17 protein-coding genes are annotated in these 23371 nt (G+C 66.2%); 8 read left to right on the forward strand and 9 right to left on the reverse strand.

Going from position 1 to position 23371, the window contains the following annotated elements:
- Positions 1 to 274: 274 nt before the first annotated feature.
- Both aceF and aceE read right to left on the reverse strand, forming a co-directional pair.
- Positions 275 to 1912, reverse strand: coding sequence for a dihydrolipoyllysine-residue acetyltransferase (aceF, locus tag V9K84_RS23875; protein ID WP_058541811.1), 1638 nt, complete (start codon positions 1910 to 1912; stop codon positions 275 to 277).
- A gap of 13 nt (positions 1913 to 1925) precedes the next feature.
- Positions 1926 to 4571 (reverse strand): pyruvate dehydrogenase (acetyl-transferring), homodimeric type, encoded by a 2646-nt coding sequence (gene aceE, locus V9K84_RS23880; RefSeq protein ID WP_043863655.1) that lies wholly within the window; start codon positions 4569 to 4571, stop codon positions 1926 to 1928.
- 383 nt (positions 4572 to 4954) lie between these two features.
- On the opposite strand from aceE, the gene glnE reads away from it, so the two are divergent.
- The 8 genes from glnE to V9K84_RS23920 all read left to right on the forward strand — a co-directional run bounded on the left by glnE (position 4955) and on the right by V9K84_RS23920 (position 15016).
- A complete protein-coding gene (gene glnE, locus V9K84_RS23885; RefSeq protein ID WP_088514276.1) occupies positions 4955 to 7891 on the forward strand; it encodes a bifunctional [glutamate--ammonia ligase]-adenylyl-L-tyrosine phosphorylase/[glutamate--ammonia-ligase] adenylyltransferase in 2937 nt (978 codons plus the stop codon).
- Positions 7892 to 8054: 163 nt separating this feature from the next.
- Positions 8055 to 9104 carry a lipopolysaccharide heptosyltransferase II gene (gene waaF / locus V9K84_RS23890; protein WP_088514277.1) on the forward strand — a complete coding sequence of 350 codons (1050 nt, stop codon included), beginning with the start codon at positions 8055 to 8057 and terminating at the stop codon, positions 9102 to 9104.
- Position 9105: 1 nt separating this feature from the next.
- Entirely contained in the window at positions 9106 to 10164 is a 1059-nt protein-coding gene (waaC, locus tag V9K84_RS23895; protein WP_054915991.1) for a lipopolysaccharide heptosyltransferase I, read from the forward strand.
- Entirely contained in the window at positions 10164 to 11288 is a 1125-nt protein-coding gene (locus tag V9K84_RS23900; protein WP_088514278.1) for a glycosyltransferase family 4 protein, read from the forward strand. The genes waaC and V9K84_RS23900 overlap by 1 nt, the downstream gene beginning before the upstream one ends.
- Entirely contained in the window at positions 11285 to 12091 is an 807-nt protein-coding gene (gene rfaP / locus V9K84_RS23905) for a lipopolysaccharide core heptose(I) kinase RfaP (RefSeq protein WP_043863660.1), read from the forward strand. The genes V9K84_RS23900 and rfaP overlap by 4 nt, the downstream gene beginning before the upstream one ends.
- On the forward strand, positions 12091 to 12825 hold the full coding sequence (locus tag V9K84_RS23910) for a lipopolysaccharide kinase InaA family protein (RefSeq protein ID WP_043863661.1): 735 nt from the start codon (positions 12091 to 12093) through the stop codon (positions 12823 to 12825). Before rfaP ends, V9K84_RS23910 begins: the two co-directional genes overlap by 1 nt.
- Complete coding sequence (locus V9K84_RS23915; protein WP_054915989.1) at positions 12822 to 13574, forward strand: lipopolysaccharide kinase InaA family protein; 753 nt, start codon at positions 12822 to 12824, stop codon at positions 13572 to 13574. Before V9K84_RS23910 ends, V9K84_RS23915 begins: the two co-directional genes overlap by 4 nt.
- The gene (locus V9K84_RS23920; protein WP_043863663.1) at positions 13574 to 15016 is read left to right on the forward strand and encodes a lipopolysaccharide kinase InaA family protein; all 1443 of its coding nucleotides are present in this window, start codon (positions 13574 to 13576) and stop codon (positions 15014 to 15016) included. Before V9K84_RS23915 ends, V9K84_RS23920 begins: the two co-directional genes overlap by 1 nt.
- A gap of 75 nt (positions 15017 to 15091) precedes the next feature.
- Here V9K84_RS23920 and V9K84_RS23925 read toward each other — a convergent pair whose 3' ends face one another.
- The 7 genes from V9K84_RS23925 to V9K84_RS23955 form a co-directional block, all read right to left on the reverse strand.
- Positions 15092 to 15274: a hypothetical protein gene (locus V9K84_RS23925; RefSeq protein WP_088514279.1), complete on the reverse strand. Its 183-nt coding sequence runs from the start codon at positions 15272 to 15274 to the stop codon at positions 15092 to 15094.
- Positions 15261 to 16364 (reverse strand): PepSY-associated TM helix domain-containing protein, encoded by a 1104-nt coding sequence (locus tag V9K84_RS23930; protein ID WP_054915987.1) that lies wholly within the window; start codon positions 16362 to 16364, stop codon positions 15261 to 15263. The genes V9K84_RS23925 and V9K84_RS23930 overlap by 14 nt, the downstream gene beginning before the upstream one ends.
- Positions 16365 to 16372: 8 nt before the next feature.
- Positions 16373 to 18808 (reverse strand): TonB-dependent siderophore receptor, encoded by a 2436-nt coding sequence (locus V9K84_RS23935; protein WP_088514280.1) that lies wholly within the window; start codon positions 18806 to 18808, stop codon positions 16373 to 16375.
- Between the two features lie 144 nt (positions 18809 to 18952).
- Complete coding sequence (locus V9K84_RS23940) at positions 18953 to 19921, reverse strand: FecR family protein (protein ID WP_088514281.1); 969 nt, start codon at positions 19919 to 19921, stop codon at positions 18953 to 18955.
- On the reverse strand, positions 19918 to 20436 hold the full coding sequence (locus V9K84_RS23945) for an RNA polymerase sigma factor (RefSeq protein ID WP_043863668.1): 519 nt from the start codon (positions 20434 to 20436) through the stop codon (positions 19918 to 19920). The genes V9K84_RS23940 and V9K84_RS23945 overlap by 4 nt, the downstream gene beginning before the upstream one ends.
- Positions 20437 to 20544: 108 nt before the next feature.
- On the reverse strand, positions 20545 to 21255 hold the full coding sequence (locus V9K84_RS23950) for a 3'-5' exonuclease (RefSeq protein WP_043863669.1): 711 nt from the start codon (positions 21253 to 21255) through the stop codon (positions 20545 to 20547).
- A gap of 10 nt (positions 21256 to 21265) precedes the next feature.
- A complete protein-coding gene (locus V9K84_RS23955; RefSeq protein ID WP_088514282.1) occupies positions 21266 to 23200 on the reverse strand; it encodes a DUF294 nucleotidyltransferase-like domain-containing protein in 1935 nt (644 codons plus the stop codon).
- Positions 23201 to 23371: the final 171 nt, after the last annotated feature.

The following is a 23371-nucleotide window of genomic DNA, read 5'->3' on the forward strand; positions in this document are numbered from 1 at the left end:
GTGCTGCTACGCGTTTGAGCAAGGTTGCATCATGTGCTTGAGGCTGACAAGCAATAGAGTGGCCTGGCTTGATCTGTATCGGCTGACAGGTACAAATTCTTCAGTAATGCCGCGACGGATTGCGTCTGGCGGTGCCGCTCAAGGTGGGACGTTGAGCGGCACGGCATGAATCGCAGGCAAAAAAAGCCCCGCCAGATGGCGGGGTTGAGGTACGAGCGTGGCAGCTCGAAAACAGTGTCCGTGCTCCCCGGCAGGGGAGCACGGCGGGCAGCAGTTACAGCAGCATGGTGCGGATGTCGGTCAGCAGCTCGCCCAGGCGCTTGGTGAAGCGCGCGGCAGCGGCACCGTTGATCACGCGGTGATCGTACGACAGCGACAGCGGCAGCATCAGCTTGGGCTGGAACGCCTTGCCATCCCACACCGGCTGGATGGTGGCCTTGGATACACCCAGGATCGCCACTTCCGGCGCGTTGACGATCGGCGTGAAGCCGGTGCCGCCAATGTGACCGAGGCTGGAGATGGTGAAGCAGGCGCCCTGCATGTCGTCGGCAGAAAGCTTCTTGGTGCGGGCCTTTTCAGCCAGGGCCGCCGCTTCTGCAGCCAGCTGCAGCAGGCTCTTCTGGTCGACGTTCTTGATCACGGGGACCAGCAGGCCGTCTGGCGTATCCACGGCGAAACCGACGTTGACGTACTTCTTGCGAATGATCGCCTTGCCGCTAGGGGCCAGCGACGCGTTGAAGTCCGGCAGTTCCTTGAGCAGGTGCGCACAGGCCTTGAGCAGCAAGGGCAGCACGGTCAGCTTGACGCCGGCTTTCTCGGCCACGGCCTTCTGCGCAACGCGGAAGGCTTCCAGCTCGGTGATGTCGGCGCTGTCGAACTGGGTCACGTGCGGCACGTTCAGCCAGCTGCGGTGCAGGTTGGTGGCGCCAGCCTGCATCAGGCGGGTCATCGGCACTTCTTCGGTTTCACCGAAGCGGCTGAAGTCGACTGCCGGGATCGGCGGGATGCCCGCACCACCGGTCGCGCCGGCAGCCGGTGCTTCCTTGGCCTTCTGCATCATGGCCTTGACATACACCTGCACGTCTTCCTTGAGCACGCGGCCGTGCGGGCCGCTGGCAGCCACGGCGCTCAGCTCGACGCCGAACTCGCGGGCCAGCTGACGCACGGCAGGGCCGGCGTGAACCTTGGCACCGCTTGGCGCTGGCGCAGCGGCCGGGGCCGGTGCGGCTTCGGCCTTGGCAGCCGGTGCGGCGGCAGGCGCAGCAGCCGGGGCCGCTTCAGCCTTGGCAGCCGGTGCAGCAGCGGCAGGCGCTGCTGGCGCGGCGGCGCCCTGGACCTTGAGCTTGAGGATGAAGTCGCCAGTGCCGACTTCGTCTTCGAGCTTGACGCCGATGCTTTCCACCACGCCGGCAGCCGGCGACGGGATTTCCATCGAGGCCTTGTCGGACTCCAGGGTAATCAGCGACTGGTCGGCTTCGACGCTGTCGCCGACCTTGACCAGCAGCTCGATGATCTTGGCCTTGCCCGACGAGCCGATGTCCGGCACGTGGATGTCCTGCACAGTGGCAGCCGCAGGTGCAGCGGCCGGTGCCGGGGCAGCCTCTGCAGCCGGGGCGGCAGCAGGCTTTTGTTCGGCGGCAGGCGCAGCGTCAGCCGGTGCCTCGGGCGCCGCAGCGGCGCCCTCGACTTCCAGTTCCAGCAGTTCGTCGCCTTCTTTCAGGCGGTCGCCCAGCTTGACCTTCAGGGCCTTGATCACACCGGCCTTGGGGGCCGGGATCTCCATGGAGGCCTTGTCCGACTCCAGGGTCAGCAGGCTCTGGTCGGCTTCGATACGGTCGCCGACTTTGACGAACAGCTCGATGATTTCACCTTCACCGCTGCCGATGTCAGGTACGCGAATGAGTTCGCTCACTTAAAAATACTCCTCAGCAGTCCAGTGGGTTGCGCTTGTCCGGGTCGATGCCGAACTTGGTGATGGCATCGGCCACGACCTTCGGTTCGATCTCGCCACGGTCAGCCAGGGCTTCCAGGGCAGCCAGCACCACGAAGTGACGGTCGACTTCGAAGAAGTGACGCAGCTTCTTGCGGCTGTCGCTGCGACCGAAGCCATCGGTACCCAGGACCTTGAATTCCTTGCTCGGTACCCACTGACGAATCTGCTCGGCGAACAGCTTCATGTAGTCGGTAGAGGCGATGACCGGGCCCTTGCGGCCGCCCAGACACTCCTCGATGTAGGTCTGCTTGGGCTTCTGGCCAGGGTGCAGGCGGTTGCTGCGCTCCACGGCCAGGCCGTCGCGACGCAGTTCGTTGAAGCTGGTGACGCTCCACACGTCGGCACCGACGTTGAACTCTTCACGCAGGATCTTCGCCGCTTCACGCACTTCGCGCAGGATGGTGCCGGAGCCCATCAGCTGGACGTGGTGCGCTGCGTCCTTGGTATCTTCCTCGAGCAGGTACATGCCCTTGATGATGCCTTCCTCGACACCGGCCGGAATGGCAGGCTGCTGGTAGGACTCGTTCATCACGGTGATGTAGTAGAAGACGTCCTGTTGCTCTTCGGTCATCTTCTTCATGCCGTCCTGGATGATCACCGCCAGCTCGTAGCCGTAGGTCGGATCATAGGTGCGGCAGTTCGGGATGGTCGCGGCCAGCATGTGGCTGTGACCGTCTTCGTGCTGCAGGCCTTCACCGTTGAGGGTGGTACGCCCGGCAGTACCGCCGATCAGGAAGCCACGGGTGCGGCTGTCGCCAGCGGCCCAGGCCAGGTCGCCGATACGCTGGAAGCCGAACATCGAGTAGAAGATGTAGAACGGCAGCATCGGCTGGTTGTGGTTCGAGTACGAGGTACCGGCGGCGATGAACGACGACATGGCGCCGGCTTCGTTGATGCCTTCCTCGAGGATCTGGCCCTTCTTGTCCTCGCGGTAGAACATCACCTGGTCCTTGTCGACGGGCTCGTAGAGCTGACCGACGGACGAGTAGATGCCCAGCTGGCGGAACATGCCTTCCATGCCGAAGGTACGTGCTTCGTCCGGGATGATCGGGACGATGCGCTGGCCGATTTCCTTGTCCTTGACCAGCTGCGCGAGGATGCGCACGAAGGCCATGGTGGTGGAGATTTCACGGTCGCCCGAGCCGTCCAGGATCGCCTTGAGGGTTTCCAGTGGCGGGGTCGGGATGCTGAAGCTCTTGGCCCGGCGCTGTGGCACGAAACCGCCCAGGGCAGAACGGCGCTCGCTCAGGTAACGGGCTTCGGCGCTGCCTTCTTCAGGCTTGAAGAACGGCAGGTTCTCCAGGTCTTCGTCCTTGACCGGGATGTCGAAACGATCGCGGAAGTGACGCAGGCTGTCGACGTCGACCTTCTTGGTGTTGTGCGCGGTGTTCTTGGCTTCGCCAGCACCGGTGCCGTAACCCTTGATGGTCTTGGCCAGGATGACCGTAGGCTGGTCCTTGTGGTTGACCGCCTGGTGGTAGGCTGCATAGACCTTGTACGGGTCGTGGCCACCACGGTTGAGCTTCCAGATCTCGTCGTCGGACAGGTCGGCGACCATGGCCTTGAGTTCCGGGGTGTTGAAGAAGTGCTCACGGACGAACGCGCCGTCCTTGGCCTTGTAGTTCTGGTACTCGCCGTCGATGACTTCGTCCATGCGGCGCTGCAGGATGCCGTCGACGTCCTTGGCCAGCAGTGGGTCCCAGAAACGGCCCCAGACCACCTTGTTGACGTTCCAGCCACCACCACGGAACACGCCTTCGAGTTCCTGGATGATCTTGCCGTTGCCGCGAACCGGGCCGTCGAGGCGCTGCAGGTTGCAGTTGATGACGAAGATCAGGTTGTCCAGCTTCTCGCGGCCTGCCAGGGAGATCGCACCCAGGGATTCCGGCTCGTCGCACTCGCCGTCGCCCATGAAGCACCAGATCTTCTGCTTGCCGGCAGGGATGTAGCCGCGGCTTTCCATGTACTTCATGAAACGTGCCTGGTAGATCGCCTGGATCGGGCCCAGACCCATCGAAACGGTCGGGAACTGCCAGAAGTCAGGCATCAGCCACGGGTGCGGGTAGGACGACAGGCCTTGACCATCGACTTCCTGACGGAAGTTGTTCATCTGGTCTTCGCTGATGCGGCCTTCCATGAAGGCACGGGCGTAGACGCCCGGCGAGGCATGGCCCTGGAAGTAGATCAGGTCGCCGCCGTGCTCGTCGGTCGGGGCCTGGAAGAAGTAGTTGAAGCCGATGTCGTACAGCGTGGCGCTGGAGGCGAAGCTGGAGATGTGGCCGCCCAGGTCCGAGTCTTTCAGGTTGGTGCGCATTACCATGGCCAGCGCGTTCCAGCGGACCAACGAGCGAATGCGGCGTTCCATGAACAGGTCGCCAGGCATGCGTGCTTCGTGGGTGACGGGAATCGTGTTGCGGTATGGCGTGGTGATGGCATACGGCAGCTGGGAGCCACTACGGGTGGCCAGCTCGCCCATACGGGTCATCAGATAGTGAGCGCGGTCTTCGCCTTCTTTGTCGAGAACCGACTCCAGGGCGTCCAGCCATTCCTGGGTTTCGACGGGATCGAGGTCTTGCATGGCTTGCTCCAGGGCGGAAAGGCTTCCAGAATCGGTTGCCTGAGTTTGCGACTGGCCTTTTGGGCAGACGACATGAAATTCTTGGATTACCGGGCGTTGTACCGGCGGCGTGTAGTTTTACTACAAATCGATCCTCATTACATGCGTTGACAGTAAAAAAGCAGTAGTAAAACTACACGGATAAGGCTCGTGGCCCCTGTTCGGGTTGTGGGATAAAACGATACCGGTGGTTAAAAACTGGTCGGCATGCGGTTGTTTGCGATGATTTCTATCAAAGAATTACGTTTTTCAGCTATTTATGACCTTTGTACGACAGTCGAACCGTACGCCGAGTTCCCTTGCCCAAGTGCCACCAACCCTTTCACGCCGATCAAGGATAGACCATGAGCCTGCCCCTGCTGGCCGAACTGCCCGCTGCCCTGCAACCGCTGGTCAGCCGTAATGCCACCTCTTTGCGCAACGCCGTCGCGGCCGTCGACGGGCTGAGCCTGGACGACTGGAACGAGCAGCGCTGGGCCGAGTTCGCCCGCGTGGCGGCAGCCAGCGATTTCGTGCTTGAACAGAGCGTGCGCGACCCGGCGATGCTGCTGGCCCTGGCCGCCAGCGGCGAGCTCGACCGCGCCTTCGCCGCCGGCGAGTTGTGTGCCCAGGTGGCCGGTGCGGCGCAGGCCGCCGGCAGCGAAGACGAACTGGCGCGCAACCTGCGCCGCCAGCGCACCCGCCAGCAGGTGCGCATCATCTGGCGCGACCTGACCCGCCAGGCCGACCTGGTGCAGACCTGCCGCGACCTGTCCGACCTGGCCGATGCCGCCATCGACCAGGCGTATCAATGGCTGTACCCGCGCCTGTGCGCGCAGTTCGGGACCCCCACCGGCAATCGCAGCGGCCTGCCCCAGCAGATGGTGGTGCTGGGCATGGGCAAGCTGGGGGCGGTGGAACTGAACCTGTCGTCGGACATCGACCTGATCTTCGCCTACCCCGAGGGCGGCGAAACCGTGGGCGTGAAGCGCCCGCTGGACAACCAGGAGTTCTTCACCCGGCTGGGCCAGCGCCTGATCAAGGCGCTGGACCCGATCACCGTCGACGGCTTCGTGTTCCGCGTCGACATGCGCCTGCGCCCCTACGGCTCGTCCGGCGCGCTGGTGCTCAGCTTCAATGCACTGGAGCAGTACTACCAGGACCAGGGCCGCGACTGGGAACGCTACGCCATGATCAAGGCCCGTGTGGTGGCCGGCGACCAGCAGGCCGGCGCGCAGCTGCAGGACCTGCTGCGCCCGTTCGTGTACCGGCGCTACCTGGACTTCTCGGCGATCGAGGCGCTGCGCACCATGAAGCAGCTGATCCAGCAGGAGGTGCGGCGCAAGGGCATGGCCGAGAACATCAAGCTGGGCGCCGGTGGCATCCGCGAGGTGGAGTTCATCGCCCAGGCGTTCCAGCTGATCCACGGCGGGCGCGACCTGAGCCTGCAGCAGCGACCGTTGCTCAAGGTGCTGGCGACGCTCGAAGGCCAGGGCTACCTGCCGCCGGCGGTGGTGAGCGAGCTGCGCGAGGGCTATGAGTTCCTGCGTTATACCGAACACGCCATCCAGGCCATCGCCGACCGCCAGACCCAGATGCTGCCCGACGACGAACTGGACCGCGCACGTATCGCCTTCATGCTCGGTTTTGCCGACTGGGCGAGCTTCCACGCGCAACTGATGCACTGGCGCGGGCGCATCGACTGGCACTTCCGCCAGGTGATCGCCGACCCCGATGAAGAGGAAGGCGAGGAGGGCGAAGTGGTGGTCGGTGGCGAGTGGCTGCCGCTGTGGGAAGAAGCCCAGGACGAAGAGGCCGCCTGCCGTCAGTTGACCGACGCCGGCTTCGCCGATGCGGCCAGGGCGCTCAAGCAGCTGGCCAGCCTGCGCGCCAGCCCGCAGTTGCGTGCCATGCAGCGCCTGGGCCGCGAACGCCTCGATGCCTTTATACCGCGCCTGCTGGCGCAGGCGGTGGAGCATGCCGACCCGGACCTGGTGCTCGAACGCGTGCTACCGCTGGTGGAGGCCGTGGCGCGGCGCTCGGCCTACCTGGTGCTGCTGACCGAAAACCCCGGTGCGTTGCGCCGCCTGCTGACCCTGTGCGCCGCCAGCCCGTGGATCGCCGAGCAGATCACGCGCTTCCCGCTGCTGCTCGATGAACTGCTCAACGAAGGCCGCCTGTTCAGCCCGCCCCAGGCACCGGAGCTGGCCGCCGAGCTGCGCGAGCGTCTCACGCGCATCCCCGAGGATGACCTTGAACAGCAGATGGAAGCGCTGCGTCACTTCAAGCTGGCCCACAGCCTGCGCGTGGCCGCCTCGGAAATCGCCGGCAACCTGCCGCTGATGAAGGTCAGCGACTACCTGACCTGGCTGGCCGAAGCCATTCTCAACCAGGTGCTGGCCCTGGCCTGGCGCCAGACCGTGGCGCGTCATGGCCAGCCAAGGCGCAGCGATGGCAGCCTGTGCGACCCCGGCTTCATCATCGTCGGCTACGGCAAGGTCGGCGGCATCGAGCTGGGCCACGGCTCGGACCTGGACCTGGTGTTCATCCACGACGGTGACCCCCAGGCCGAGACCGATGGCGCCAAGCCCATCGACAGTGCGCAGTTCTTCACCCGCCTGGGTCAGCGCATCATTCACCTGCTGACCACCCAGACCAACTCCGGCCAGCTGTATGACGTGGACATGCGCCTGCGCCCGTCCGGCGCTTCGGGTTTGCTGGTGAGTTCGCTGGGCGCCTTCGAGCGCTACCAGCGCAACGAGGCCTGGACCTGGGAACACCAGGCACTGGTGCGTGCGCGGGTGCTGGTGGGCTGCCCGCAGGTGGGGGCGGCCTTCGAGGGGGTGCGGGCGCAGGTGCTGGGACAGGCCCGCGACCTGGACAAGCTGCGGGCCGAAGTCAGCGACATGCGCGCCAAGATGCGCGACAACCTCGGCACCCGGGCGACCCAGGCCGGGCTTGGGCCCAACGCCTTCGACAGCGGGGTTGCCTTCGATATCAAGCAGGATGCCGGTGGTATCGTCGATATTGAATTTATGGTGCAATACGCGGCCCTGGCCTGGTCCCACACGCACCCGGCACTGCTGCGCTACACCGACAACATCCGCATTCTCGAAGGGCTGGAGGAGGTCGGGCTGATGCCGGCCAGCGATGCAATTTTGTTGCGTGAAGTGTACAAGGCCTTCCGCTCCGCCGCGCACCGCCAGGCCCTGCAGAAGCAGGCCGGGGTGATCGACGCCGGGCAGTTCGTCGACGAGCGCCGGCAGGTACGGCGCATCTGGGGCGAGCTGGGGTTGACCTGAACGCGGGCTGAACAGCCACCAGGCGATACGGCGCAATGAAGCGGCGGCGACCACGTCCTACACTGAGTGGCGTACACTGGTCGCACCACGCCTGATTATAAAGAGGGGAGGCCAGGCTGTTGGAAAACAGGCTGTAGCCTCCCTGATCGTTTCTGGATAAAGCATGAGAATTTTGATCATTGGGCCCAGTTGGGTGGGCGACATGGTAATGGCGCAGACGCTGTTCCATGTGCTGAAGCAGCGTCACCCTGCGTGCGTGATCGATGTGCTGGCACCCGAATGGAGCCGCCCGATCCTCGAGCGCATGCCCCAAGTGCGCCAGGCCTTGAGCTTCCCGCTCGGCCACGGCGCGCTGGAACTGGCCACGCGCCGGCGCATCGGCAAGTCGCTGGCCGGTCAGTACGACCAGGCGATCCTGCTGCCCAATTCGCTCAAGTCTGCGCTGGTGCCGTTCTTTGCCGGTATCGCGCAGCGCACCGGCTGGCGTGGCGAGCTGCGCTACGGCCTGCTCAACGATGTGCGCACCCTCGACAAGGCGCGCTACCCGCTGATGATCGAGCGCTTCATGGCCCTGGGTTACCCCGCCGGTGCCGAGCTGCCCAAACCCTACCCGCGCCCCAGCCTGCAGATCGAGACCGCCAGCCGCGATGCGGCGCTGGCCAAGTTCGGCCTGAGCCTGGACCGCCCGGTGCTGGCGCTGTGCCCCGGCGCCGAGTTCGGCGAGGCCAAGCGCTGGCCCTCGGAGCATTACGCCAAGGTCGCGGAAATCAAGATTCGCGAAGGCTGGCAGGTGTGGCTGTTCGGCTCCAAAAACGACCATGCGGTGGGTGAATCGATCCGCGAGTGGCTGATCCCGGGCCTGCGTGAAGAGTCGGTGAACCTCAGCGGCGAGACCTCGCTCGCCGAGGCGATCGACCTGCTGTCGTGCAGCGATGCGGTGGTGTCCAACGATTCGGGGCTGATGCACGTGGCTGCAGCGCTCAATCGCCCGCTGGTGGCGGTGTACGGGTCGACCTCGCCGGGCTTCACCCCACCGCTGGCCGACCAGGTCGAGGTGGTGCGCCTGGGGCTGGAATGCAGCCCGTGCTTCGACCGCACCTGCCGCTTCGGCCACTACAATTGCCTGCGCCTGCTGGAACCGGAGGCGGTGGCCTCGGCGTTGCAGCGGCTCAACGGTCCGTCGCTGGTCGACGTCACGGTCGAGGTCGATTAAGTTGCGGGTACTGCTGATCAAGACCTCCTCGCTGGGGGACGTCATCCACGCGCTGCCGGCACTGACCGACGCGGCGCACGCCATTCCCGGCATCCGCTTCGACTGGGTGGTCGAGGAAGGCTTCGCCGAAATCCCCACCTGGCACCCTGCGGTCGATCACGTGATCCCGGTGGCCATCCGTCGCTGGCGCAAGAACCTCTGGCAAACCTTGAAGAACGGCGAATGGCGCCAGTTCAAGAAGCGCCTGCGCGAGCGCAAGTACGACCTGGTGATCGACGCCCAGGGCCTGGTGAAAAGCGCCTGGCTGACCCGCTACGTCAAGGCGCCGGTGGCCGGGCTGGACCGCTACTCGGCACGCGAGGGGCTGGCCAGCCGCTTCTACGACCGGCGCCTGTCGGTGGCCCGCGGGCAGCATGCGGTGGAGCGGGTGCGCCAGCTGTTCGCCCTGGCGCTGGGCTACGACCTGCCCTCGGGGCTGGGTGACTACGGCCTGGATCGCTCGCGCCTGGAAGAGATACCCACCAAGCCCTACGTGGTGTTCCTGCATGGCACCACCTGGGACACCAAGCACTGGCCCGAACTGTACTGGCGCCAGTTGGCCGAACGCCTGGGGCGTGCCGGCCTGCATATCTGCCTGCCATGGGGCAACCCGGCCGAAAAGGCCCGCGCCGAGCGCATCGCCCAGGGCCTGAAGAACGCCCAGGTGCTGCCCAGGCTGAACCTGGCCGGGGTCGCCCGGGTGCTGGCTGCCGCCAAGGCCTGCGTGGCCGTCGACACCGGCCTTGGGCACCTGGCGGCGGCACTCGATGTGCCTACCCTGTCGCTGTTCGGCCCTACCAACCCGGGCCTGACCGGGGCCTACGGCAAGGCCCAGGTGCACCTGGGCAGTGACTTCCCCTGCGCCCCGTGCCTGCAGAAGAAGTGCACCTACAAGCCGAGCGCCGACGACCGGCGCCGGTTCGATCTCAAACGCGAGTGGCCGCTGTGCTTCACTCGCCTGAACCCCGAGCGTGTGGCGAGCCAGTTGAGCGCGTTGCTGCGGGCAGAGGATGTGCGTTGATGCAACTGGCCTTTGTGCTCTACAAGTATTTCCCCTTCGGCGGCCTGCAGCGTGACTTCATGCGCATCGCCCTGGAGTGCCAGCGCCGTGGCCACCAGATCCGGGTGTACACCCTGATCTGGGAGGGCGACGTGCCCGAGGGCTTCGAAGTGCTGGTGGCGCCGGTCAAGGCGCTGTTCAACCATCGGCGCAACGAGAAGCTCACCGACTGGATGCAGGCCGACCTGGCCAGGCGCCCGGTCGACCGCCTGATCGGCTTCAACAAGATGCCGGGGCTGGACGTGTACTACGCCGCCGACGGCTGCTTCGAGGACAAGGCGCAGAACCTGCGCCACTCGCTGTACCGCCGCTGGGGCCGCTACCGCCACTTTGCCGAGTACGAGCGTGCGGTGTTCGGCAAGGACGCCAAGACCCAGATCCTGATGATCTCCGAGGTCCAGCAGCCGCTGTTCGTCAAGCACTACGACACCCCCGCCGAGCGCTTCCACCTGCTGCCTCCGGGCATCAGCCAGGACCGCCGGGCGCCGGCCAATGCCGCCGAGATCCGCGCCGAGTTTCGCCGCGAGTTCAACCTGGCGGACGACGAGCGCCTGCTGGTGCAGATCGGCTCGGGCTTCAAGACCAAGGGCGTGGACCGCAGCCTCAAGGCGCTGGCCGCCTTGCCCAACAGCCTGCGCAAGCGCACCCGGCTGATGGTCATCGGCCAGGACGACCCCAAGGTGTTCCAGCTGCAGAGCGCGACCCTGGGGCTGACCGAGCAGGTGCAGTTCCTCAAGGGCCGCAGCGATATCCCGCGCTTTCTGCTCGGGGCCGACGCCCTGATCCACCCGGCCTACAACGAGAACACCGGCACCGTGCTGCTCGAAGCCGTGGTGGCCGGGTTGCCGGTACTGGTTTCGGCAGTGTGCGGCTATGCCCATTACATCGCTGAGGCCGATGCCGGCCTGGTGCTCGACGAGCCGTTCGAGCAGGAGCAACTCAACCGCTACCTGCAACGTATGCTCGAAGACGATGCGGCGCGTGCCGACTGGGGCCGCAACGGCCTGGCATTCGCCGACACCGCCGACCTGTACAGCATGCCGCAGCATGCGGCCGACGTGATCCTGGCGCAGGAGCGCGCATGAAACTGATACTGGCTGAACCCTTCAAGCGCCTGTGGGCCGGGCGCGATGCCTTCGACGCCGTCGAGGCCCTGCAAGGCGAGGTGTACCGCGAGCTGGAAGGCCGGCGCACGCTGCGCACCGAGGTCGAGGGCAACGGTTATTTCGTCAAGATCCACCGCGGCATCGGCTGGGGCGAGATCTTCAAGAACCTGTTCACCGCCAAGCTGCCGGTGCTCGGTGCCGGCCAGGAATGGCAGGCCATCCAGCGCCTGCACCAAGTCGGGGTGCCGACCATGACCGCGGTGGCCTACGGCGAACGCGGCAGCAACCCGGCGACCCAGCATTCGTTCATCGTCACCGAGGAGCTGGCGCCCACCGTCAGCCTCGAGGACTTCAGCCTCGACTGGGTCAGGACGCCGCCGGCGCCGCGTCTCAAGCGTGCGCTGATCGCCGAGGTGGCGCGCATGACCGGCATGATGCACCGCGCCGGGGTCAACCACCGCGACTGCTACATCTGCCACTTTCTGCTGCACACCGACCGCCCGGTAACCCCGGACGACTTCAGGCTGTCGGTGATCGACCTGCACCGGGCCCAGACCCGCGCCAGCATTTCCCGACGCTGGCGCGACAAGGACCTGGCCGCGCTGTACTTTTCGGCGCTGGACATCGGCCTGACCCGACGCGACAAGCTGCGCTTTCTGCGCGGCTACTTCCAGCAGCCGCTGCGCCAGATCCTGGCCGAGCACGCCACCTTGCTGCGCTGGCTGGAGGGCAAGGCAAACAAGCTCTACGAGCGTAAACAACGGTATGGGGACGCGCTCTGATGGCGGGTTGGACACTGGAGCCGGCCTACGCGGCCCTGGCACAGGATTTCGGCAGCATCGACGCGGTGTTCGCGCTCAAGGGCGAACGCCTCACCCACGACCCGCTCAGCGAAGTGATTCGCGTGGAGCGCGGCGGGGTGAACTACTACGTCAAGCGCTACACCGGCGCCGGCAAGGGCCTGCGCCGCTACCTGGGGCGCCCGCGGATCAAGGCCGAGTGGCAGAACCTCAAGCAGTTCGCCAAGTGGGACATCCCCACCGCCGAGGTGGTGGCCTGCGGCCTGGAACGGCGCGGCTTCGCCTTCCACCGGGGCGCCATGATCACCCGCGAGCTGCCGCGCACCGAGGACCTCTCGGCGCTGGCCAAGCGCAACGACCCGCGCCTGGCAGATGCCGGCTGGGTCGACCATGTCAGCCGACAGCTGGCCCGCCACACGCGGGTGATGCACGACCATCACTTCACCCACAACGACCTCAAGTGGCGCAACCTGCTGGTCGATGACAAGGGCATGCTGTTCTTCATCGACTGCCCGACCGGTGCGTTCTGGGTCGGCTTCATGCTGCGCTATCGCATCACCAAGGACCTGGCCTGCCTGGACAAGGTGGCCAAGTATCACCTGTCGGCCACCCAGCGCCTGCGGTTCTACCTGCAATATCGCCGTCGCGATCGCCTGAACGCGTCGGACAAGCGCCGCGTGCGGCACGTCGTGACGTTTTTCGAGGGGCGCGAATGAGTGATTTCCTGGCCAGTGCCGAAGCTGCACTGCTTGAACGCCACGGCCTGAACAGCTTCGAGGCGCTGTGGGCGCTGCAGCTGGACGCCGTGGACGAGCCCAACACCGGGCGCGGCGGCTGGAGCCGCGTGTACCGCCTGGAGCTGGAGGGCAAGGGGTTCTACCTCAAGCGCCAGAGCGACTACCTCACGCGCACCCTGCACAGCCCCTTCGGCGAGCCGACCTTCGCCCGCGAGTTTCGCAACATCAAGCGCTACCAGAAGCTGCAGATCCCGGCCTTGCAGGCGGTGTTCTACGCCGAGCGCAGGGTCGACGGCGAGCGCCGCGCGATCCTGATGACCCGTGCGCTGGATGACTGGAGCGATCTTGACCACCTGCTCGGGCAGTGGCCGCAACTGGCCCTGGAGCAACGCCAGGGCATCCTGCGCGCCTGTGGCGAACTGGCCCGCACGGTGCACGCGGCGGGGCAGGTGCATGGCTGCTTCTACCCCAAGCACATCTTTTTGCGCGAGCGCAGCGAAGGCTGGCAGGCGCAGTTGATCGACCTGGAGAAAACCCGGCCGCTGCTGCTGGGCCAGCGTGATCGCCTCAAGGACCTGGAGCCGCTGCTGCGTCGTGCCGGCGCATGGAGCGAGAGCGATGTACGGCTGATGCTGGCCGCCTACCTGGAGCAACCGGCCGACAGTACGCTGGTGGATACCTGGCTGCAGCGCCTGCTGCATCGCCGTCGTGAAAAAGAGGCCCGCTGATGCGTTTGTCTGAACTCAAGGACGCCGGGCGCAGCCCGCAACTGCCATTGAGCATTGCCCTGGCCGACGCCGCCGGGCCGGCCGAGCTGCAACTGCTCAGCCTGCTGCGGGTGCTGCCGGGGCAGCGGTATGTCGGTGCCGGGATCTGGCGTGGCAAGCCGGTGCTGGCCAAGCTGCTGGTGGGCAGCAGTGCCGCCCGCCACTTCCAGCGCGAACTGGACGGTGCGCGCCTGCTGGCCAGCCAGGGGCTGACCACGCCGTTGCTGCTGGCCGACGGCCTGCGTGAAGGCGAGGGCGGCTGGCTGCTGTTCGAATTTCTTGAGCACGCCCACAGCCTGGCGGATGCCTGGGCGGCGGTCGAGGGCCTGCCGGTGCTTGCCGATGCCCAGCAGGAAGTGCTGGGCGAAGCCCTGCGCGCCGTGGCGCAGATGCATGCCAAGGGCCTGTGGCAGGCCGACCTGCACCTGGACAACCTGCTGCGTCATGGCGGGGAGCTGTACCTGATCGATGGCGCGGGGGTGAAGGCCGAAACCCCGGGCCAGCCGCTGTCGCGTCAGCAGGTGCTGCAGAACCTGGGGGTGTTCTTTGCGCAGTTGCCCAAGCGCCTGGAGCCCTTCGTCGAGGAACTGCTGGTTCACTACGTGCTGGTCAACGGCGAGCATGCGCTGCCGCTGGAAGCCTTGCAGAAGCAGATCGACAAGGTGCGCAGCTGGCGTCTGAAGGACTACCTGGACAAGGCTGGTCGCGAGTGCACGCTGTTCAGCGTGCAGCGCGGGGCCTCGGGCCTGCGCGCGATCCGTCGATCGGAGGTGGCGGCCATGCTGCCGGTGCTGGAGCAGGCCGACGCGCTGATCGACCAGGGCCACCTGTACAAGACTGGCGGCGCGGCGAGCGTGGCACGGGTCGAGGCGGGCGGTCGCAGCCTGGTGCTCAAGCGCTACAACATCAAGAACACCGCCCACTGGTTCAAGCGCTTCTGGCGCCCCAGCCGGGCCTGGCATTCGTGGATCGAAGGGCATCGCCTGGAGTTCCTCGGCATCGCCACGCCCAGGCCGCTGGCGGTGCTGGAGCAGCGCGTGCTGGGGCTGCGCAGCCGTGCGTACCTGGTGACCGAGTACGCCGACGGGCCGGACCTGATCGAGAGCTTTGCGCCCTACGTCGACAGCGCCGAGGTGCCAGAGGAGCAACTGCAAGCGCTGCAGACCCTGTTGCAGCAGCTGATGGGCGAACGCATCAGCCACGGCGACCTGAAGGGCCACAACCTGTTCTGGCAGGACGGTCAATGGTCGCTGATCGACCTTGATGCGATGTGCCAGCACGCCACCCAGCTCAGTTTCGCCAAGGCCTTCGCCCGTGACCGGGCGCGGTTGTTGCGCAACTGGCCGGCGGACAGTGCGTTGCACCAGCGGCTGGATGAGTGCCTGCCGAAACTGGCTGACTGACCTGCGCCTTCGCCGACAAGGCCGGCTCCTGCAGACGACGTGAAACCTTGCAGGCGCCGGCCTTGCCGACCAAGACTATCGCGCGGCCGGCCAAAAACCTCGCAGGCTGTACCCCACCGGCAGGGCCAGCCCCACCCACGCCAGCACATCCCACGGGCCATCCCCCAGCAGCGCCGCGAACAGCCCCACTGCGCCCAGCAGGGCAATCAGGCCCGGCATGCCGAACACCTTCCAGAACCTCGATTCACGCTTCATCACGTCGCCTGCGTACCCACCACAAATACACGCCGCTGCCGAGCACGATGATCGTCAGCACATCCAGCAGCGCCCATAGAATCTGCATCGGCCGGCCGCCGTAGTCGCCAAAGTGCAGCGGCTGCGACAGGCCCATCGCGTCCATGTACCACGGCCGCTCGCCAATCGCCGTCACCTGCAAGGTGCTGGCATCGATCAGTACCGGGGTCAGCAGGTGAGCGGTCAGGTGGGTGCTGCCCTTCATGAACACCGCATAGTGGTGCTCGCTGGAAAAGCGCGTGCCGGGGAAGGCGATGAAGTCCGGCTGCATGCCCGGCGCCGCCTCGGCGGCAATGTCCAGCAGACGGCTGGCCGGGGCCAGTGCGGTCAGCGGCGGTGCATCGCGGTACGGTGCGATCATCGCGCTGAGGCTGTCGTTGCGCCAGGCGGCGATGACCAGGTCGGACAGCGCGCTGATCACCCCGGTCACGCCCACCACCAGCGCCCAGGTCAGGGTCACGATGCCGATCAGGTTGTGCAGGTCGAGCCAGCGCAGGCGCCGCGATTTGTCGTGGCGTACCGTGGCGAACTTCAGCCTGCGCATGAATGGCGCGTACAGCACCACCCCGGAGATGATCGCCACCACGAACAGCAGGCCCATGAAGGCCAGCAGCAGCTTGCCCGGCAAGCCGGCGAACATGTCCACATGCAGGCGCAGCATGGTCAGCATGAAGCCGCCGTTGGCCGAGGGCATCTCCACCACCTCGCCGGTACGCCCGTCGAGCATGAAGGTGTGCGACGAGTTGGGCTCGGTACCGGCGGTGGCGGCCATGATCGCGATCACGCCGTTGCTGTCGTCCTCGTCCCAGCCGAAGTACTGCATCACCTCGCCCGGGCGATGGGCCTGGGCCTTGAGCACCAGGGCCTGCAGGTCGAGTCTGGGTGTGTCGGCCGGCATTACCTTGAGCTCGGGCGCATCGCCCAGCAGGTGGTCGATCTCGTGGTGGAAGATCAGCGGCAGCCCGGTCAGCGCCAGCAACAGCAGAAACAGCGTGCACACCAGGCTGCTCCAGGTATGCACCCACGACCAGCGACGTATGGTTTGGCTCTTCATCGGTGGCCCTAGAACGCGTAGTTCACGCTGGCGACCACGTTGCGCTGGTCGCCGTAGTAGCACCAGAACCCGTCGCAGTTGGCCAGGTAGTCCTTGTTGAACAGGTTCTTGGCTTCCACCGCCACGCTCAGCCCCTTCATGCTGCTGTCCAGGCGACCCAGGTCGTAGTGCACGGCAGCGTCGTACACGGTGTAGGAGCCTACATGCGCCACCTCGGTGTTGGCGGTGTTGCCGTAGGTATCGCCGACATAGCGAACCCCGGCGCCCATGCCGAAGCCGTCCAGCGGGCCGGCGTGCCAGGTGTAGTCGGCCCACAGGGTGGCCTGGTTGCGCGGGATCAGCGCCATGCGGTTGCCGACTTCGCCAGGCACGCCCTTGCGGATCTCGGTATCGGTGTAGGTGTAGGAGCCGACCAGTTTGAGGTTGTCGGTGACGGCGCTGGTGGCTTCCAGCTCGATGCCGCGCACCTGCAATTCACCGACACTGCGAGAGATGCTGCCTTCGGTGACCTTCACGTTGCTCTGGCGCAGGTCGTAGGCGGCTGCGGTCAGCAGGGTGTTGCTGCCCACCGGCTGGAACTTGACGCCCATTTCGTACTGGCGGCCTTCGGTGGGCTTGAACGACTGCGCTGCATCCACGTTGGCGCCGGTGGTCGGCTGGAACGACTCGGTGTAGGACAGGTACGGGGTGAGGCCGTTGTCGAACACGTAGCTCAGGCCCACGTTGCCGGTGAAGGCCTTGTCGCGCTGGGTGCTGGTGGCGTCGCCCTTGTTGTGGAAGGTGGTGCCGGTGTGAATCCAGTCCTCACGCCCGCCCAGGGTCAGGCGCCAGTTGTCCAGGGCGATCTGGTCCTGCACGTAGACGCCGGTCTGGCGGGTTTTCTGGCCGTAGTCCTGCAGTGCGAAGTAGTTCACGTTGGACATGTCGGCGCCATACACCGGCCGGATCACGCTGATTGGCGGCACGTTGATGCCGCTGATGTTGCCGTTGGCGTCGTAGTTGTACGAGCCGCCATACAGCCACTGGTAGTTGGTGTTGGAGCGCTGGTGGTCCAGGCCCAGCAGCAGGGTGTGCTCCAGCGCGCCGGTGCTGAAGTTGGCCTGCAGGTTGTTGTCGACGGCGAACTGGCTGATGTCTTCGTTGACGATGCCGGCCTCGCGGTTGACCGTGCCGTCGGGTTCTACGGTATTGAAGGTGGCCACGTTGACCGCGCGGAACGACAGGTCGCTCTTGGTGTAGCGCAGGTTCTGGCGCAGCTGCCATACGTCGTCGAGGCGGTGCTCGAAGGCGTAGCCCAGGGCGTAGTAGGTGCGGTCGTAGAAGTCCCAGCCCGGCTCACCGAGGTTCTTGTGGTGGGAAATCTTTGCCCCGGCAGGTGAAGCCAGCCGGGTGCCCTGCAAGGGCAGGAACTGCCCGGTGATGCCGGTATCGTCGCGGGTGAACTGCGAGATGAAGGTCAGGCTGGTGTCGTCGTCGACGTTCCAGGTCAGGCTGGGGGCGAGGTTGTAGCGCTTGTCGGGAATATGGTCGACCGGTGCGTTGCTGTCGCGTACCACGCCGCTGACGCGGTACAGAAACTGGCCGGCGTCGTCGATCTTGCCGGTGCTGTCGAAGTTGATCTGCCGGTGTTCGTTGCTGCCGACCTGGGCTTCGATCTGGTGCGCGCTTTCGGCCTGCGGGCGTCGGCTGAGCATGTCGAGCATGCCGCCGGGCGGGGTCTGGCCATACACCGAAGAGGCCGGGCCGCGCAGTACGGTGATGCGCTCCAGGTTCCAGGGTTCGACCTTGGGGTTGGCGAACGAACCCTTGGGCAGCGGCAGGCCGTCGAGAAACTGGGTGGGGTCGAAGCCGCGCACGCGCAGCCAGTCGGCGCGCGAGTCCGAGCCGTAGCCGCTGCTTTGCACGCCCGCGGTGTAACGCAGCGCGTCGTTGAGGTTGAGCACCTGGCGTTGATCGAGCTGTTCGCGGGTGATCACCGACATCGAGCGTGGCGCCTCGACGATCGGGGTGTCGGTCTTGGTGCCGGCGGCGGTGCGGGTGGCGACGTAACCGGTGGCCGGGCCCCAGGCGCTCTCGTAGTCGCCGGCGGCGTTGATGCTGGTTTCCGGCAGGGCCAGGCTGCCTTCGGGGGCGGCGATCAGGCTGTAGGTGCCGGCGCTGCTCTGCTGCAGTTGCAGGCCGGTGCCGCGCAGGGCGGCCTGCAGGGCGCCGAGGCCGTCGTACTGGCCGCTGACCGGCGCCGAGGTGCGTCCGCTGGCCAGGCTCGGGTCCAGGGTCAGGGCGATGCCGGCCTGGCTGGCGATCAGGTTGAGGGTGGTCGACAACGGCCCGGCGGGCAGGCTGTAGCTGCGCGCGGCGCTCGATTCGGCGGCGATGGCGGCGGTGCTGGTCAGGGCCAGGGTCAGCAGGCAATGACGCAACAGCTTTTCAAGGGGACGGGACATGCAGCGGTTCCTCGGCGCAATAGTGCTAACTAGCTTCCATGCCGAGTGAAAAGGGAAAAGTGTCAGGGGGTGGGTAAAAAATAATGTTGAGGCCTTCGCCGGCAACGCCCGCTCCTGCAGGAGGGCGTTGCAGGCGAAGGCGTTTTACGGGGTCTCGCCCTTGGCCACGATCGTCACCCACCATGGCGTGCGCTTTTGCACCTGCACCGGCAAGGTCGGCAGCAGCGACTGCAGCGCAAGGTCGGTGTCGTGCAGCGGGAAGCTGCCGGTAATGCGCAACCCGGCCACCTCCGGCGACACCCCCAGGTAGCCGCTGCGATAACGCCCCAGCTCCTGCACCAGCGCATCCAGGCGCACGTTGTCGACCACCAGCATGCCGTGGGTCCAGGCGTCGGCGCCCAGGGCCAGCGGATCGATGCTGCCCAGCTGGTCGTGGCTCATCATCACCTGCTGGCCTTCGCGCACGATCTGCTCGTCGCCGCTGTCCTGCGGCTTGGCCGCCACCGCCGACTGCAACACGCTCAGGCGCGTGCCCTGGTCTTCCAGGCGCACCAGGAAGCGTGTGCCCAGTGCGCGCAGGCGCCCGTCGGTCGTGGCGACGATGAACGGACGGTCATCCTTGTGCCCGGTCTCGATGGAAATCTCGCCTTCGCGCAGCACGATCAGGCGCTGCTGGCCATCGAAGCGAACATCCACCGCCGAATGGGTGTTGAGGCTGAGCAGGGTGCCGTCCTCCAGGCGCAGGCTGCGCTGCTCGCCGGTGGCCGTGCGCTGGTCGGCCAGCCAGTAGTCCAGGCTCTGGTGGGTACTCAGCCAGCCGAGCAGGCCGCCCACCAGCACGATGCTGGCCAGCCCGCTGCCCAGCTTGCGCACGCGCTGGCGCAGGCCGGCCCGGGTTTCGCCCAGGGCCTTGCGCGCCGGGCCGGCCGCCGCGGCGAAGCGCTGGTTTAGCATGCCCAGCTGCATCCAGGCCCGCGCATGTTCTTCGTCTGCCGCGTGCCAGCGCTCGAAATCGGCACGTTCCTCGGCGCTGCCCGCATCCAGGCACAGCTGCCAGGCGATGGCGGCATCGAGCACCTTGGCCGATACCGGCCTGCTACTGAAGCCGTTCATGTCGGCTCGCCGTACAGCGCCACATAGCACTGGCGCATGCCCTGGGCCAGGTACTGGCGCACCCGCGACACCGACACGCCCAGGCGCTCGGCGATCTCGGCATGGCCCATGCCGTCGAGGCGGTTGTACAGGAACGCGGCGCGCGCCTTGCTCGACAGCTTGCCCAGCAGGCGGTCGATGGCCTTGAGGTCTTCGAGGATCAGGTGCTGTTCTTCCGGTGAGGGCTGCTCGGCTTCGGGGATCAGCATCAGTTCGGCGAGGTACGCCTGCTCCAGTGCCGCCCGGCGAAAGTGGTCGAACAGCAGGCCGCGCGCCACCGCGGCCAGGAACGCCCGCGGCTCGCGTGGTGCGGGCAGCTGCTCGCGCCCGAGCAGGCGCACGAAGGTGTCCTGGCTCAGGTCTTCGGCGCGCTCGGCACAGGCGACGTTGCGCCGCAGCCAGCCCAGCAGCCAGCCGCGATGGTCACGGTACAGCGCACCAACCAGCTCACCGTGTGGGCTTTGCACTGACGACAAGGTGTTCCCCGGAATAGATGCGTTAACTAACGAGAATTATTCGCGATTGTGTCAGAGCCGCTGGCACTGTGCAATTAACGCTCATCGGATGACGTATCCGGGGGCTGGTCAGAAGCCGTGGCTGTGTTGCCGTCGCCGGCGCCAGCCTTGCAGGCGATGCTCCAGCAGCAGCGGGCTGTCGATGTGCTGGCGTCGCGCCTGGCTGAACAGGATCAGTGCCAGTTCGGCAGTGACCTGTGCATCGGCGCTGGCGTGGTGGCGTTCACCGGCCTGCAGGCCGAAGTGTGCGGTCCAGTCGTCGAGCCCGGCGTCGCGCAACACCACGTCGGGGTTGAGCAGCGGGGCCAGCTCGGCCACGTCGATGAACGGGTGCTGCAGGCGGTAGCCCAGGCTGTCCTTCAGGGCGCGGCTGAGCATGCGCTGGTCGAAGCCGGCGTGGAACGCCAGCAGCGGGCTGTCGCCGATGAACGCCATGAGGTCGAGCAGTGCATCGGCCGGCACGCAGCCGGCGGCAATCGCACTGGGCCCCAGGCCATGGATCAGCACGCTGGGGCCCGGCTTGTGGTCATGCCGGTGCAGGGTGCGCTCGAACTGCTGGCTGAAGTCGATGGCGCCGTCCTCGATCACCACCGCGCCAATCGACAGCACCTGGTCGCGGTTCAGGTTCAGGCCGGTGGTTTCCAGGTCCAGCACCACCCAGCGCTGGGCGCGCAGGGTGTGGTCCTGCAGCGGGGCGGGGCCGGGCAGTTGGGCCAGACGCTGCTGCTGGGCGGCGTCCAGTGCGGGTTGGCTGGGGCGCAGCCAGGCGAACAGGCTCATGACAGGTAGCTCATAGTTGGTAGCGCAGGGCCAGGCTGCTTTGCAGACGCTGGGCCTGGCGCAGCGATTCGCGCAGGATGCGCCGGTCCAGGTCGTTGAGGCTGTCGGGGTCGACGCGGTTGGAGTAGGGCAGGTTCTGGCGGGTCTGCAACTGGTGCTGCTGCATGCGGGTCTGCTGGATGAAGTGGTAGGCCTCTTCATAGGCGCCGCCATCGAGCGGGTCGATCACTTCCTTGCCTACCAGCTGGCGCAGGCGCTCCAGGGTGTTGTTGGCGTGCACGCCATTGGCCAGCGCCAGCAGGCGCGCGCCGTCGACGAAGGGCGTGAGGCCCTGCACCTTGAGGTCGAGGGTGGCGGCCTTGTCGTTGCCGCTGCGGGTCAGCACGAACTCGCGAAAGCGCCCCACGGGCGGGCGCTGGCGCAGTGCGTTGGCGGCCATCATGCGCTGGAACAGGCGGTTGTCGGCGACCTGGTCGAGGATGCCCTGGCGCAGTTGTTCGCACGCCTGTTCGTCACCCCACACCACGCGCAGGTCGAAATAGATGCTCGAGGCCAGCAGGTTCTCGGGGGTGGCTTCGCGGATGAACGCGGCAAAGCGCCGTGCCCACTCGGCCCTCGACAGACACAGCTCGGGGTTGCCGGCCATGATGTTGCCCTTGCACAGGGTGAAGCCGCACTGCGCCAGGCCCTGGTTGATGTGCTGCGCCAGCGGCAGCAGGCGGGCGCGGATCTCGGCAGCCTGGGCCGCGTCGCGTGCCTCGAACAGGATGCCGTTGTCCTGGTCGGTGTGCAGGGTCTGTTCGCGGCGGCCTTCGCTGCCGAAGCACAGCCAGCTGAACGGCACGCCGGGGTCGCCCTTGTCCTGGATCGCCAGTTCGATCACCCGGCACACGGTGTGGTCGTTGAGCAGGGTGATGATGTGGGTGATCTGGGTGGACGAGGCGCCATGGGCGAGCATGCGCTCGACCAGCTGGCCGATCTCGCCGCGCAGCGACACCAGGTTCTCGACCCGCGCGGCATGACGGATGGTGCGCGCCAGGTGCACCAGGTCGACCCGCTGCAGCGAGAACAGGTCGCGCTCGGAGACCACCCCGCACAGACGCTGGTCCTGCACCAGGCACACGTGGGCGATATGGCGCTCGGTCATCGCGATGGCGGCGTCGAAGGCGCTGGCCTGGGGGCTGAGGTAGAAAGGCGCGGCGGTCATGTGCGCGGCGATCGGCGCGGCGAAGTCGGCACTGGCATCGGCCACCACCTGGCGCAGGTCGCGCAGGGTGAAGATGCCGACCGGTGCGCGCTGCTCGTCGACGATCACGATGCTGCCCACCTGCTGCTCGTGCATCAGGCGTACGGCCTCGCGTACGGGCGTATCTGGGGCGCAGGTGACCGGATGACGCATGGCCAGCTCACCCAGGCGGGTGTTGAGCGAATACTGGTTGCCGAGGGTTTCAACCGCGCGGCGCTGGACCTGCTGGTTGACCTGGTCGAGCAGGCTGCTGACACCCCGCAGGGCAAAATCCCGAAACACTTCTGAGAGTGCGAACAGGCGGATGAACGCCGCCTTGTTCAGTTGCAGGCAGAAGGTGTCTTCGGCTGCCAGGTGTTCGGTACGGGTGGCGCGCTCGCCCAGCAGGGCGGCCAGCGGGAAGCACTCGCCTCCGGTGATCTCGAAGGTGGTCTCGGTGCCGGTGGTGGCATGGTTGCGCTCGCCCACCACGCGTCCCTGCTTGACGATATAGAAGTGCTCGACGGGTCCGTCGGCAGGCTTGATGATGCTCTCACCGCTGGCGTAGAAGCGCAGCTGGCATTGTTCCACCAGGTACGCCAGGTGGGCGTTTTCCATCTGGTTGAACGGAGGAAAGCGTTGCAGGAACTGCATGGTGCCGTGAATATTCTGCAGTACTGCGGTTTTGCCGGCCTGATCGAAGGCGTCCATCTTGCTCATGAGCTTTACCGCATCTGTGCGTCGGCGCCGAGGGCCGAGCATTTGTTTTTATCGTGCTGCATGGTCGGCCGCGGGGTGCGCAGTGCCCATTGGACGTTTGTCTAAAGCGGGTAAGCGTCAATTATCCGACGAAAGGCGGGTTGCGGCACATGCGTTTGCGGTCTGAACTTG

This window comes from Pseudomonas sp. AE27, assembly GCF_037113495.1.
Lineage (GTDB): Bacteria > Pseudomonadota > Gammaproteobacteria > Pseudomonadales > Pseudomonadaceae > Aquipseudomonas > Aquipseudomonas palmensis.